The sequence below is a fragment of the Streptomyces sp. NPDC048277 genome (assembly GCF_040652235.1).
Classification (GTDB): domain Bacteria; phylum Actinomycetota; class Actinomycetes; order Streptomycetales; family Streptomycetaceae; genus Streptomyces.
Genome location: NZ_JBEZLQ010000002.1, coordinates 645,402 through 659,137 on the forward strand (window position 1 = coordinate 645,402; position 13,736 = coordinate 659,137).

Genomic DNA, 13,736 nt, shown 5'->3' on the forward strand with positions numbered 1-13,736 from the left:
TACGTTTCCGGCCACCCTGGCACGCACGGTCGACGCCCAACAGACCGGATCCGGCCACCCGGACACCCGCGGCTATGCCCACCGGGCCGGAGCCGACCCCCAGGGCACCGGAGGCCGCGCCCAGTCGGCCGGGCCGCCCGTGAAGGACAGCGGCGGCCGGGCGTACCGCAGTCGCCCCAGCGCGCTGTCCGTCTCGGCGAGCCAGGCGTCCGGGCCCTCGTAGGGCGCACCGGTCTCGGTGCCCGGCTCGATCTCCGTCATGAGCCACCGCGCGGTGCGCGCCAGGGCCAGCCGTACGAACCTGCCGCCCCCGTCGTACGACTGCTCGGTCAGTGCCCGCAGCACGCCCGCCGCCAGCAGATAGCCGGTGCCGTGGTCCAGTGCCTGCGCCGGCAGCGCGCCCGGCCGGTCCGCCGAGCCCTCGATCTCCGCGATGCCGGTGGCCACCTGCACCAGGCTGTCGAAGCCGCGCCGCCCGCCCCACGGCCCGTACGCACCCCATGCCGACACCTGGGCCACCACCAGCCCCGGCCGCCGTTCGGCCAGCGCCTCGGGGGAGAGCCCGAACCGGTCCAGCGCGCCCGGCCGGTACCCGGTGACCACGACGTCCGCCGAGGCCAGCAACTCCTCGAAGGCCGCGCGGTCGGTCGTCAGGTCGAGCGTCGCCGACCGCTTCCCGAAGCCCGTGTCGGCGTGCTGGTCGGGGAGTTCGGGCAGCCACGGCGCGTCCAGCCGCAGGACGTCCGCGCCCAGCAGTCCCAGCGTGCGGGTCGCGACCGGGCCGGCCAGCACCCGGGTCAGATCCAGGACGCGCAGCCCGGCCGCGGGCAGCAGAGGAGACGAGCCGGTGTCGAGCGGCGCGAGCACGCGCGCGTGCGCCGTGTCCAGCCTGCCCCGTTCGACCAGGGGACGCGCGGCCACCTCGACCGCCTGCCCGTGCTCGGCCCAGTCCTGCGGCGAGCGCAGCGCCACGGCCAGCCCGCCGGCGCCGTGGACCGCGTCCTCCACCTCCCGCGCGGGCCGCTCGGCGATCCGCGCCGCCACGTCCTCGGCCGAGGCGCCTTCCGGCAGCCCCAGCGCGCTCAGCAACCGGACCCTGTGGTGCGGGTAGTTGGCGTGGGTGCGGACCCACCCGTCGGCCGTGCGCCAGAACCGGGACAGCGGGGCGAACTGCACGGGAGCCCGCCCGTCGACCAGCAGCTGCCGCTCACTGGTGAACGCCGCCGAGACCGCCCCGTCGTCCACCCGAACCCCGGGCAGCTCCGTGGTACCGGCCCGCCGCGCCCCGAGTTCGGCGGCGGCCAGCGCGCACACGCCGACGCACGCGCGTGCGAGCTGCCGTACCGGAAGGTGTGCCTGAAGCGTGCCCTCGCGTGCCACGGTCGTGATCCGCGCGGGCAGCGACGGATCGCCGCCCAGCGCGGACCACGCATAGTTGATTCCAGTCATGACTGCACTATGCATTATTGACTGAATCAATATGGCGACCTCACCCGGCCACTACCTGGTCACTGCCGCCAGCGCGTCGGCCGTGCCCCAGCCGTAGAAGCCGTTGTGGTTCTTCGAGCCCTGGCACACCGCGTCGACCTTGCCGTCGCCGTTGATGTCGTACGGGTCGGTGCACGGCGTGGCGGTCGCCTCGGCGTACAGCAGGGCCTTCACCAGGGCGGGGGAGGCATGCGGATGGGTTGACTTGATCAATGCGGCGACACCGACGACATGCGGGGTCGCCATCGACGTACCCGCCATGTAGCCCCACCTGCCGCCCGGCAGCGGACCCAGGATCAGGCCGCTGGTCGCCGGGGGCTCGGGCTTCTGGTAGGCCGTCGCGTCGCCGCCCGGCGCGGCGATGTCGATGACCCCGAGGCCGTAGTTGGAGAACGACGACTTGAGGCCCTTCGCGCCGGTCGCCGCGACCGTGACGACACCCGGCAGCTGGGTCGGTATGTCGTAGCACTTGTGCGGGTCGATCACGCGGTCGCGCGGTGTGCCGTCGTTCGGCGACACCGGGTCGGTGATCGAGTCGGAGGCCAGGTCGTAGCTCTCGTTGCCGGCCGCCGCCACATTGACGGTGCCCTTCTTCTCCGCGAACAGGGAGGCGCGGGTGATGGCGTCGACGAGCGCCTTCTGGTCCGGGTCGTCGGTGCAGTTGAAGTACCAGGGATCGGTGTAATAGCTGTTGTTGGTGACGTCGACGTGGTGCTCGGCCGCCCAGACGAAGCCGCAGACCACGGCCTCGGTGTAGAAGTACCCCGCCGACGTGGCGACCTTGATGCCCGCCACCTTGACGCCCGGCGCCACCCCGGTGATGCCGATCCCGTTCTTGGCGCCCGCGATCTCCCCCGCCACGTGCGTGCCGTGGGGGCTCTCCGAGGCGCTGGGCCGCCAGGCACCGTACGTCGTGTCCGGCTTGCCCGAGACGCAGTTGGTGGACGCGGCCGCGTCGAAGTTCGGGGCGATGTCCGGGTGGGTGTCGTCGACGCCGGTGTCGATGACGGCGACGGTGACCTTCGGGCTGCCCAGGGTCACCTCGTGCGCCTTGTCGGCCCTGATGGCGGGCAGGTCCCACTGCAACGGCTCCAGCGGGTCCTGCCCGTCGGTGGCCTGCGCGTCCGCCTCCGCGACCTGCTCGGAGCTGAGCACCTCGGGGGTGCCGACGTCGGTGGTCGACTGGGCGGGCAGCGGCGCGTTGCGCGTGGCCCCGGCCGAGTCCACGCCCGGCACCTGGCGGATGATCCTGGCGAAGTCGGCGTTCGACGAGTGGACGACGATGACGCCGATCTCGTCGTACGCGATCACCACCGAACCGCCGGCCCGGTCGATCGCCCTCTGGACGCGTTCCGAAGTGCCGTGCCCGGGGCGGACGTTGACGACATAGCTGAGCGATGTCCCGTCACCGGTGTCGGCCGCGGACGCCGAGACGTTCGGCAGGAACGCGAGGGCCGCGGCCATGGCCATGCCGAGCGGGACGGCGAGGACGCGGCGGTGGCGGGGCTGGGGCACTGTCATGGGTGGGAGCCTCCGGTTCGTGGGCGAAACGGGCATGCCGTGCGGGAAGTCCTGCTCAAGGGGTCACTTGACCGCGCGGAGCGCGTTGACGACACCGAAGCCGTAGAAGCCGTTGACGTGCTTGCCGCCCGCACAGGTGGCGTCCACGACACCGTCGCCGTCCCCGTCGTACGGGCCCGTCGGGCAGCCCGGGTTGTCCGCCTCGGCCTTGAGCAGGGCCTGCAACCGGGCCGGAGTGGCATGCGGGTGGGCCGACTTCAGCAGCGCGGCCACCGCGGCCACGTGCGGGGTCGCCATCGAGGTGCCCTGGAGGAAGCCGTACCGGTCGCCCGGCAGGGTGGACAGGATGCGGCCGTTCTTCGACGGCGTGTCCGGGATCTGGTACTTGTCGCCGCCCGGGGCCGCCACGTCGATGACGCCCAGTCCGTAGCTGGAGTAGTAGGACTTCGTGTCGTTGACGCCGACCGCGCTCACCGTGACCACGCCGGGCAGCTGGGTCGGCACGTCGAAGCACTCGTGCGGGTCGACCGTCCGGGTCGTGGCCGTCGAGTCGTCGGGGCTGGAGTCGTCGACGAGGGCGTGCGAGTCGAGGTCGTCGTTCGAGTTGCCCGCCGCGGCCACATTGAGCGTGCCCTTGCTCTGGGCGTACAGCTGCGCCCTGTTGACCGCGTCAACGATGGCACGTTGATCCGGGTCGTCCATGCAGTTGTACAGCCATGGATCAACGTAGTAGCTGTTGTTGGTGATCTCGATGCCGTGGTCGGCGGCGAACACGAACGCGCAGACGACGCTCTCCGGGTAGAACAGCTGCGTCGAGTCGGGCTGTGCGACGGTGATGCTCGCGACCTTCACGCCCGGTGCCACGCCCGCCACGCCGATGCCGTTGCGGGCGGCGGCTATCTCACCGGCGACATGCGTGCCGTGGTAGTGGGCGGCGTCCGCCGGCCGCCAGGCGCCGTACGTCGTGTCCGCCTTGCCGCTCACGCAGTTGGCGGACTGCGAGGCGGAGAAGTTCGGGGCGATGTCCGGGTGGGTGTCGTCGACGCCGGTGTCGATGATGCCGACGGTCACCGAGCGGCTCCCCGGGTCGATCGCGGCGGCCTTGTCGGCGCCGATCGCCCGCAGGTCCCACTGGTCGGCCTCAAGCGGCTCCTGGCCCGTCGCCGACCGCTGCTCGACCTTCGCGGCCTCCGCCTTCGACAGAACCTGCACGGCGCCCTCGTCCGTGCTCCCCGCCGCGCTCAGCGGTGCCGTCCGCGTGGCCCCCGCCGACTGCACCCCGCGCACCGCGCGCATCGCCGCACCGAAGCCCGGGTTCGCCGAGTGCACGACGATCACACCGATCCTGTCGTACGACACGACGACGGTGCCGCCGTTGCGGGCGATCGCCTGCCGCACCGACTCGATGGTGCGGTGATCCGTCCTGGTGTTGACGACGTAGGCCAGGTTCGGCCCGTCCGCCGACTGCGCTGCCGGGGCCGTCGGCGGGGCCGCGGAGGCCGCGGTCGGCAGCAGGCCGAGCGACGCGGTCAGCGACAGGACGACCGGGACGGCGAGCGCCAGCCCACGTCTGGAACGCAGATGAGCCATGGGGTCTCCACATCATCCGGAACAGCATCCGAAACCGCCCAGGACGCAGGTGCCGCTTGGGCAGGTACATGACGGGTGGTGCAGGGTGAAGCTATCTCCCGCACTCACCGGCCAGCAATGACCAAGGGCGACCCGCGCGGACGACTTCCGAAAGAACCCGGGCGAGTTGAACCCGTCCACGCGTGGCGCCGTGACCTTGGGCAGGGAGCCGCAGCAGGATCGAGGCCCCCTGTCGGTATCACTTACGGGAGTCGCTCCATCACTCCAGGTAAGTGATCCAAGTGTCTGTGAGGTCAGAATCCGCATGTCCGTATCGCGAGGAGACTCCGTGGCTACCGAGACACCACCGCCCTCGAACACGCAGACCCGGCTTCCCTCCAGCGAGGAGTTCGCCGAGGTGCAGCAGAGTCCGGAGTTCGCCGAACTGCGGCACTCCCACCGCTCCTTCGCCTTCCCGCTGACCTTCGCCTTCATCGCCTGGTACCTGCTGTACGTCCTGCTCTCCAACTACGCGGACGGGTTCATGGGCACCAAGGTCGTCGGCAACATCAACGTGGCCCTGGTCCTCGGCCTCGCCCAGTTCCTCACCACGTTCCTCATCGCCTGGTGGTACTCACGGCACGCCGCCACCAAGCTCGACCCCAAGGCCGAGGCCATCAAGTCCCGGATGGAGGACGGCGCATGAGCCCCGCACAGCACACCGCCCTGCTCGCCGCCGGCGAGGCCAGCGACCACCGGGCGCTGATCATCACCCTGTTCTCGGTGTTCGTCGCCGCGACCCTCGTCATCACCGTCTGGGCCGGCCGCCAGACCAAGGACGCCGCCGACTTCTACGCGGGCGGCCGCCAGTTCACCGGCTTCCAGAACGGCCTCGCCGTCTCCGGCGACTACATGTCCGCCGCGTCCTTCCTCGGCATCGCCGGCGCCATCGCCCTCTTCGGCTACGACGGCTTCCTCTACTCCATCGGCTTCCTGGTCGCCTGGCTCGTCGCCCTGCTCCTGGTCGCCGAGCCGCTGCGCAACTCCGGCCGCTACACCATGGGCGACGTCCTGGCGTACCGCATGCGCCAGCGTCCCGTCCGTACGGCTGCCGGCACGTCCACGATCGTCGTCTCGATCTTCTACCTCCTGGCCCAGATGGCGGGAGCGGGCGTCCTGGTCTCCCTCCTCCTCGGCATCACCAGCGACGCCGGCAAGATCGGCATCGTCGCCCTGGTCGGCGTCCTGATGATCGTCTACGTCACCATCGGCGGCATGAAGGGCACCACCTGGGTCCAGATGGTCAAGGCCGTCCTGCTCATCGCGGGCGCCCTGCTGCTGACCTTCATGGTCCTCGCCAAGTTCAACTTCAACATCTCCGACCTGCTCGGCAAGGCCGCCGACAACAGCGGCAAGGGGTCCGCCTTCCTGGAGCCCGGCCTGAAGTACGGCGCCACCGGCACCAGCAAGCTGGACTTCCTCTCCCTCGGCATCGCCCTGGTCCTGGGCACCGCGGGCCTGCCGCACATCCTGATCCGTTTCTACACCGTGCCCACCGCGAAGGCCGCCCGTAAGTCCGTGATCTGGGCGATCAGCCTGATCGGCGCCTTCTACCTGATGACCCTCGCCCTCGGCTTCGGCGCGGCCGCGCTGATCAAACCGGACGAGATCATCGCCTCCAACAAGGCCGGCAACACGGCGGCCCCGCTCCTCGCGCTGCACCTGGGCGGCGTCGACTCCAACTGGGGCGCGATCCTGCTGGCCACCATCTCGGCGGTGGCCTTCGCGACGATCCTCGCGGTGGTCGCCGGCCTCACCCTGGCGTCCTCGTCCTCCTTCGCGCACGACATCTACGCCAACGTCATCAAGAAGGGCCAGGCCACCGAGAAGCAGGAGCTGGGCGCCGCCCGCTGGGCCACCGTCGGCATCGGCGCGGTCTCGATCGTCCTCGGCGCACTCGCCCGCGACCTGAACGTCGCAGGCCTGGTCGCCCTCGCCTTCGCGGTCGCTGCCTCCGCCAACCTGCCGACCATCCTCTACAGCCTCTTCTGGAAGCGGTTCACCACCGCCGGCGCCCTGTGGTCGATCTACGGCGGCCTGGTCACCGCGGTCGGTCTGGTCCTCTTCTCGCCGGTGGTGTCCGGCAAGGAGTCGTCGATGTTCCCGGGCGTCGACTTCCACTGGTTCCCACTGGAGAACCCGGGCATCATCTCGATCCCGGTCGGATTCCTCCTGGGCATCGTGGGCACCCTTCTGTCCAAGGAGGCCCCGGACACCGCCAAGTACGCGGAGCTGGAGGTGCGGTCCCTGACAGGCACCGGAGCGCACTGAGCTTCGTACGACTGGCCGCGTCGACGGGATCGTAGGGTCCTACGACGCGGCCGCGTCGTACCTCGTGGCATCGGGCCTCTGACGTTGTCAGTGCCGTCACGTAGGCTCGCAAGTGACGGCAGAGAACTGGTCCGGAACGAGGGAGGGGGCCCACGTGCTCATCGACACATACGGCCGAGTGGCCACCGACCTGAGAGTGTCGCTGACCGATCGGTGCAATCTGCGCTGCACGTACTGCATGCCCGAGGAGGGCCTGCAGTGGCTGGCCAAGCCCGACCTGCTCACGGACGACGAGATCGTCCGCCTGATCGACATCGCCGTGCGCCTGCTGGGCGTCGAGGAGGTCCGCTTCACCGGCGGCGAGCCGCTGCTGCGCCCCGGCCTGGTGGGCATCGTGGAGCGGGTGGCGGCGCTGACCCCCCGCCCCCAGATGTCCCTGACGACCAACGGCATCGGACTGCGCCGCACCGCGACGGCCCTGAAGGCGGCCGGCCTCGACCGGGTCAACGTCTCCCTCGACACCCTCCGCCCGGACGTCTTCAAGACCCTGACCCGCCGCGACCGCCACCAGGACGTCCTCGACGGCCTCCGGGCCGCCCACGACGCCGGCCTCACCCCCGTCAAGGTCAACACGGTCCTGATGCCCGGCCTGAACGAGGACGAGGCCCCCGACCTCCTCGCCTGGGCGCTCGACCACGCCTACGAGCTGCGCTTCATCGAGCAGATGCCCCTGGACGCCCAGCACGGCTGGAAGCGCGACAGCATGGTGACGGCGGGGGACATCCTCGCCTCGCTCAGCACCCGCTTCGACCTCACCCCCGAGGGCGCCGACGACCGCGGCTCGGCCCCGGCGGAGCGCTGGCTGGTGAACGGCGGCCCGCACCGCGTCGGCGTCATCGCCTCGGTCACCCGCCCGTTCTGCGCGGCCTGCGACCGCACCCGCCTCACGGCCGACGGCCAGATACGGACCTGCCTGTTCGCCAGGGAGGAGACAGACCTGCGCGGCGCCCTGCGCTCGGGCGGATCCGACGAGGAGATCGCCCGCATCTGGCGGCTGGCGATGTGGGGGAAGAAGGCGGGAGCGGGGCTGGACGACCCGTCGTTCATACAGCCGGACCGGCCGATGTCCGCGATCGGGGGCTAGCCCGGTCCCGCTCAGTCCCCGTGTTGCTCCCACTCCCGCAACAGCACGACATCCTTCAGGAAGCCCCGAACTCCGAGGAACTGCGAGAGATGCTCCCGGTGCTCCTCACAGGCGAGCCAGGTCTTCCGCCGCTCGGGGGTGTGGATCTTGGGGTTGTTCCAGGCGAGAACCCACACGGCCTCGGCCCGGCAACCCTTCGCTGAACAGATAACGTCACTCACTGCTTCGACTCGCACTGTGTCGTCTTGCAAAAAAGCCCCGCAAACAAGGCGACGCCGAGCAGCCACGGGGGGAGCTGCCCGGCGTCGGTCCGTCGCTCCGACGGGGGATGCGGAGCGCGTACGCAGTATGTCATGGGTCACCCTTGGCCCGGCACTGGAACAGCACGATTGATCTGAGCTTTTCTTGAGCTTTGTGCTCAGACGGACTCCGGCCGTTCGTCACGCACACCAGCCGCCGGATCCGCCACCACGTCCTCCGGAACGGATTCCCTGGGCGGGTCCTCCGCGCGCGGCGCCGCGATCATCAGCCGGGTCGGCGCGACACCGAACGTGGAGGGAAGCGAGGGCGGCCGTTCCCGGCCCGCGTTGGCGATGACGACCGCTACATACGGGAGCAGGGCCCCGAGCACCAGCGCCACGACGGCGACATACCGCTCGACGTTCCACAAGGTGGCCGCCAGGATCACCGAGACGGTTCGGACCGACATCGAGATCACGTATCGCCGCTGCCGGCCGCGCACGTCCTCCGTCAGGCCGGTACGGGCTCCGCTGATCCGGAACACCTGGCCGCTGCCACTGCCGCCGCGCTGCTTCCGCATCACAATCCACCATCCGCCCGCATCGGACTCTCCCCGGCCCGTACCCTGTCCGCACCCGTACGGGGAACCGGGCCAGGACTGATTCCACGTTACGCCGCGCCTGCGCCGCCTTCGAGACCGGGTCGCCCTCCCGCCTGCGTGAACGCCCTGCGCCGTACCATGTAGGGGTGTACCGACATGCGCCGTACGGCGGACGGACCCAGACTTGGCGTAATGCTCACGTCGAGCCGTACGAGGAGGCAGCCATGGGCTGGTTGTGGGCGATCATCGTGGGATTCGTACTGGGCCTGATCGCGAAGGCCGTCATCCCGGGCAAGCAGCACAGCCCCCTCTGGCTGACCACCATCTTCGGCATGCTGGGCGCGATCGCCGGCAACGCGATCGCCCGCGCGGTGGGCGTGGCGGCGACACCGGGCATCGACTGGACCCGCCACATCTTCCAGCTGGTCGCCGCGATCATCATCGTCTTCCTGGGCGACATGGCGTACATGGCAACCCTGGGCAAACGAAAGCAGCGCATCTGAAGCGCCCCGTCAGGGGCGCGGGGAACTGCGCGACCAGCCACAACGCACCGGCACTCCGCAGCGCCCCCGCACCCCTACGGCGCTTACGAACCCACGACCTCCACGGCCGCCAGATTCTTCTTCCCCCGCCGCAGCACCAGCCACCGCCCATGCAGCAGCTCCGCAGGATCCGGCACCGCATCCTCGGCGGTCACCTTCACGTTGTTCACGTAGGCCCCGCCCTCCTTCACGGTCCGCCGCGCAGCGGACTTGCTGGCCACCAGCCCGACCTCGGCGAACAGGTCGACCACCGGCGCCAGCTCGGTGACCTGGACATGCGGCACCTCGGACAGCGCAGCCGCCAGCGTCCGGTCGTCCAGCTCCGCCAGCTCACCCTGCCCGAACAGGGCACGGCTCGCGGCGATCACCGCGGCCGTCTGGTCGGCGCCGTGCACGAGCGTCGTCAGCTCCTCGGCCAGCGCCCGCTGCGCGGCCCGAGCCTGCGGCCGCTCCTCCGTCTGCTTCTCCAACTCCTCAAGCTCCGCACGGGACTTGAAGGACAGGATCCGCAGGTACGTCGAGATGTCCCGGTCGTCCACGTTCAGCCAGAACTGGTAGAACGCGTACGGCGTCGTCATCTCCGCGTCGAGCCAGATGGCACCGCCCTCGGTCTTGCCGAACTTCGTGCCGTCCGCCTTGGTCATCAGCGGCGTCGCCAGCGCGTGCACATCGGCGTGCGGCTCCAGGCGGTGGATCAGGTCCAGGCCGGCCGTGAGGTTGCCCCACTGGTCGCTGCCACCCTGCTGGAGCGTGCAGCCGTACCGCCGGAACAGCTGGAGGAAGTCCATGCCCTGGAGGATCTGGTAGCTGAACTCCGTGTAGCTGATGCCCTGGTCGGACTCCAGGCGGCGGGCCACGGAGTCCTTGGTGAGCATCTTGTTGACACGGAAGTGCTTGCCGATGTCCCGCAGGAACTCGATCGCGGAGAGGCCCTCGGTCCAGTCGAGGTTGTTGACCATGACGGCCGCGTTCTCGCCCTCGAAGGACAGGAACGGCTCGATCTGGGCACGGAGCTTGCCGACCCAGCCGGCGACGGTCTCCGGGTCGTTCAGCGTGCGCTCGGCCGTCGGGCGCGGGTCGCCGATCAGGCCCGTCGCACCGCCCACCAGCGCCAGCGGCCGGTGCCCGGCCTGCTGGAGCCGGCGCACGGTGAGCACCTGGACCAGGTGCCCGACGTGCAGGGACGGCGCGGTCGGGTCGAAACCGCAATAGAACGTGACGGGACCGTCCGCGAGCGCCTTGCGCAAAGCGTCCTCGTCAGTGGACAGGGCGAACAGCCCCCGCCACTTCAGCTCGTCGACGATGTCCGTCACGGTTCTCGTGTCTCCTTGATGATCTTCGGGCGGTCGAGCGACCACCGGCTCCGAGGTTATACGCCCTGACTGACAGAGCTCATATTGAAGTCGGGCACCCGCAGCGCGGGCATCGCAGCCCTAGTGAACCAGTCGCTCCATTCCCTCGGCAGCGTCTTTTCCGTGCGCCCCGCCTCGGTCGCCCGCCCGAGCAGGTCCACCGGCGACTCGTTGAACCGGAAGTTGTTCACCTGCCCGGTGACCTGGCCGTTCTCCACCAGATAGACGCCGTCCCGGGTCAGGCCCGTGAGCAGCAGCGTCGCCGGATCGACCTCGCGGATGTACCAGAGGCAGGTCAGCAGCAGCCCGCGCTCGGTGGCCGCGACCATCTCCTCCAGCGAGCGGTCCTGGCCGCCGTCCAGGATCAGGTTGCCGCCCGCCGGGGCGATCGGCAGCCCGGTGAGTCCCGCCGTGTGCCGGGTGGTGGTCAGGTGCTTCAGCTCGCCGTCCGCGACCCACTCGGTATCACCGACCGGCAGCCCGTTGTCGAAGACCGACTGGTCGCCGCCGGAGGAGTGCGCGACGACGAAGGGCGCGGACTCCAGGCCCGGCTCGTTCGGGTCGCTGCGCAGGGTCAGCGGCAGATCGGTCAGCTTCTCGCCGACGCGGGTGCCGCCGCCCGGCTTGGAGAACACGGTCCGCCCCTCGGTCGCGTCCCGCCCGGACGCCGACCACAGCTGGTAGATCAGCAGGTCGGCCACGGCGGTCGGCGGCAGCAGCGTCTCGTACCGGCCCGCCGGCAGGTCCACGCGCCGCTCCGCCCAGCCCAGCCGTACGGCCAGCTCGGCGTCGAGCGTGCCCGGGTCGACGTCCTTGAAGTCCCGCGTGGACCGCCCGGCCCAGGCCGACCGGGTGCGGTCCGGTGACTTGGCGTTCAGTTCCAGCGTGCCGGTGGGCTGGTCGTGCCTGAGCCGCAGCCCGGTCGAGGTGCCCAGGTACGTCGACACCAGCTCGTGGTTGGCGAAGCCGTACAGCTCGCGGCCGCCCGCACGCGCGCGTGCGAAGGCCTCGCCGAGCGCCGGGGCGAAGTCGGCGAACACGGCGGAGGAGGTCTCGGCGGGCGCGTCCGTGAAGTCCGGCGACTCCGGTACGCCCGTGACCAGCGGCTGGGCGTCCTCGGCGGGACCGGCGCCGCGCGCGGCGGCCTCGGCGGCCCGCACCAGCGGCTCCAGTTCGTCTGCGGTCACGGCCGACCGGGACACCACGCCCGAGGCGGTGCCCTCCTTGCCGTCGACAGTGGCGATGACGGTGAGCGAACGCCCGCGCGTGACGCCGTTCGTGGTGAGCGCGTTGCCGGCCCAGCGCAGGTTGGCGGTGGAGTGCTCGTCGGCGATGACCACGCAACCGTCGGCCCGGGACAGCTCGAGAGCGCGCTCGACGATCTCGTGCGGCTTGTTGTTACGGGCGCTCATCGACCGGCCTCCTGCGTGGTGTTGAGGATGTTGACGCCCTTGAAGAGGGCCGAGGGGCAGCCGTGGGACACGGCGGCGACCTGTCCCGGCTGGGCCTTGCCGCAGTTGAAGGCGCCGCCCAGGACATACGTCCCCGGGCCGCCGACGGCCGCCATGGAGCCCCAGAAGTCGGTGGTCGTCGCCTGGTAGGCGACATCGCGCAGCTGCCCGGTGATCCGCCCGTTCTCGATCCTGAAGAACCGCTGGCCGGTGAACTGGAAGTTGTAGCGCTGCATGTCGATCGACCAGGAACGGTCGCCGACGACGTAGATCCCGCGGTCGACCCCGCCGATCAGGTCCTCCGTCGACAGCCCGGCCGGGTCCGGCTGGAGCGACACGTTGGCCATGCGCTGCACGGGTACGTGCCCGGGGGAGTCGGCGAACGCGCACCCGTTGGAGCGCTCGAAGCCGGTCAGCTTCGCGATCCTGCGGTCGAGCTGGTAACCGACGAGCGTGCCGTCCTTCACCAGGTCCCAGGACTGGCCCGCGACGCCCTCGTCGTCGTAGCCGATGGTCGCCAGGCCGTGCTCGGCGGTGCGGTCACCGGTGACGTTCATCAGCTCGGAGCCGTACTTCAGCTTGCCGAGCCGGTCGAAGGTGGCGAAGGAGGTGCCGGCGTAGGCGGCCTCGTAGCCGAGCGCGCGGTCCAGCTCGGTGGCGTGGCCGATGGACTCGTGGATGGTCAGCCACAGGTTGGAGGGGTCGACCACCAGGTCGTACAGGCCCGCCTCGACGCTCGGCGCCCGCATCTTCTCGGCGAGCAGTTCCGGGATCTGCTCCAGCTCGCTGTCCCAGTCCCAGCCGGTGCCGGTGAGGTACTCCCAGCCGCGTCCGACCGGCGGCGCGATGGTCCGCATCGAGTCGAACTCGCCGCTGGACTCGTCGACCGACACGGCGGTCAGCTGCGGGTGCAGCCGCACGCGCTGCTGGGTGGTCACGGTCCCGGCCGTATCGGCATAGAACTTGTTCTCGTGCACGGTGAGCAGCGAGGCGTCGACATGGTCGACCCCGTTCGCCGCCAGCAGCCGCCGGCTCCAGTCCGCGAGCAGCGCGGCCTTCTCCTCGTCGGGGACGGAGAACGGATCGATCTCGTACGACGAGATCCACGTCTTCTCCGCGTGCACCGGCTCGTCGGCCAGCTCCACCCGCTCGTCCGACCCCGCGGCCTTGATCACCTGCGCCGAGAGTTTCGCCATGGCCACCGCCTGCGAGGCGACCTTGGCGGCCGCGTCGAGGGTCAGGTCCACCCCCGACGCGAAGCCCCACGTACCGCCGTGCACGACCCGGACCGCGTACCCGAGGTCGGTGGTGTCCGAGGTGCCGGCGGGCTTGGCGTCCCTGAGCCGCCAGGACGCGCTGCGCACCCGCTCGAACCGGAAGTCCGCGTGCTCGGCCCCGAGCGCACGCGCGCGTGCCAGCGCGGCGTCGGCCAGGGCCCGTAGCGGAAGCGCCGTGAAGGCTTCGTCGATGGAATGAGGCACGGAGGTCTCCCTGCTG

General features: G+C 70.5%; 12 protein-coding genes. 4 read left to right on the top strand and 8 right to left on the bottom strand.

The features are described from left to right. Positions 1 to 72: 72 nt before the first annotated feature. From AB0D85_RS07635 to AB0D85_RS07645, 3 genes are all read right to left on the bottom strand, one after another. Positions 73 to 1,449 carry a CoA transferase gene (locus tag AB0D85_RS07635; RefSeq protein WP_362315053.1) on the bottom strand — a complete coding sequence of 459 codons (1,377 nt, stop codon included), beginning with the start codon at positions 1,447 to 1,449 and terminating at the stop codon, positions 73 to 75. A gap of 51 nt (positions 1,450 to 1,500) precedes the next feature. After that, entirely contained in the window at positions 1,501 to 3,009 is a 1,509-nt protein-coding gene (locus tag AB0D85_RS07640; protein WP_362315056.1) for a S8 family serine peptidase, read from the bottom strand. A gap of 63 nt (positions 3,010 to 3,072) precedes the next feature. Beyond that, positions 3,073 to 4,599 carry a S8 family serine peptidase gene (locus AB0D85_RS07645; protein WP_362315059.1) on the bottom strand — a complete coding sequence of 509 codons (1,527 nt, stop codon included), beginning with the start codon at positions 4,597 to 4,599 and terminating at the stop codon, positions 3,073 to 3,075. Positions 4,600 to 4,927: 328 nt separating this feature from the next. Between AB0D85_RS07645 and AB0D85_RS07650 the strand changes: the two genes are divergently transcribed. The 3 genes from AB0D85_RS07650 (at position 4,928) to moaA (ending at position 8,053) form a co-directional block, all read left to right on the top strand. Further along, positions 4,928 to 5,284 (top strand): DUF485 domain-containing protein, encoded by a 357-nt coding sequence (locus tag AB0D85_RS07650; RefSeq protein WP_362315062.1) that lies wholly within the window; start codon positions 4,928 to 4,930, stop codon positions 5,282 to 5,284. After that, the gene (locus AB0D85_RS07655) at positions 5,281 to 6,909 is read left to right on the top strand and encodes a cation acetate symporter (protein ID WP_362315065.1); all 1,629 of its coding nucleotides are present in this window, start codon (positions 5,281 to 5,283) and stop codon (positions 6,907 to 6,909) included. Before AB0D85_RS07650 ends, AB0D85_RS07655 begins: the two co-directional genes overlap by 4 nt. Before the next feature lie 154 nt (positions 6,910 to 7,063). After that, positions 7,064 to 8,053, top strand: a complete 990-nt coding sequence (gene moaA / locus AB0D85_RS07660; RefSeq protein ID WP_362315068.1) for a GTP 3',8-cyclase MoaA — start codon at positions 7,064 to 7,066, stop codon at positions 8,051 to 8,053. Positions 8,054 to 8,064: 11 nt separating this feature from the next. Here moaA and AB0D85_RS07665 read toward each other — a convergent pair whose 3' ends face one another. Together AB0D85_RS07665 and AB0D85_RS07670 are read right to left on the bottom strand one after the other, a co-directional pair. Continuing rightward, positions 8,065 to 8,274: a hypothetical protein gene (locus tag AB0D85_RS07665; protein ID WP_362315071.1), complete on the bottom strand. Its 210-nt coding sequence runs from the start codon at positions 8,272 to 8,274 to the stop codon at positions 8,065 to 8,067. 197 nt (positions 8,275 to 8,471) lie between these two features. Beyond that, complete coding sequence (locus AB0D85_RS07670; protein ID WP_362315074.1) at positions 8,472 to 8,873, bottom strand: DUF3099 domain-containing protein; 402 nt, start codon at positions 8,871 to 8,873, stop codon at positions 8,472 to 8,474. A gap of 245 nt (positions 8,874 to 9,118) precedes the next feature. Between AB0D85_RS07670 and AB0D85_RS07675 the strand changes: the two genes are divergently transcribed. Continuing rightward, complete coding sequence (locus AB0D85_RS07675) at positions 9,119 to 9,397, top strand: GlsB/YeaQ/YmgE family stress response membrane protein (protein WP_362315077.1); 279 nt, start codon at positions 9,119 to 9,121, stop codon at positions 9,395 to 9,397. An 83-nt stretch (positions 9,398 to 9,480) separates the two neighbouring features. Here AB0D85_RS07675 and tyrS read toward each other — a convergent pair whose 3' ends face one another. The 3 genes from tyrS to AB0D85_RS07690 are packed head-to-tail and all read right to left on the bottom strand — an operon-like array spanning position 9,481 to position 13,720. Next, positions 9,481 to 10,749, bottom strand: a complete 1,269-nt coding sequence (gene tyrS / locus AB0D85_RS07680) for a tyrosine--tRNA ligase (RefSeq protein ID WP_362315079.1) — start codon at positions 10,747 to 10,749, stop codon at positions 9,481 to 9,483. Positions 10,750 to 10,805: 56 nt separating this feature from the next. Then, positions 10,806 to 12,200, bottom strand: a complete 1,395-nt coding sequence (locus AB0D85_RS07685) for a metallopeptidase TldD-related protein (RefSeq protein WP_362315082.1) — start codon at positions 12,198 to 12,200, stop codon at positions 10,806 to 10,808. Then, positions 12,197 to 13,720, bottom strand: a complete 1,524-nt coding sequence (locus AB0D85_RS07690) for a TldD/PmbA family protein (protein ID WP_362315086.1) — start codon at positions 13,718 to 13,720, stop codon at positions 12,197 to 12,199. Before AB0D85_RS07690 ends, AB0D85_RS07685 begins: the two co-directional genes overlap by 4 nt. Positions 13,721 to 13,736: the final 16 nt, after the last annotated feature.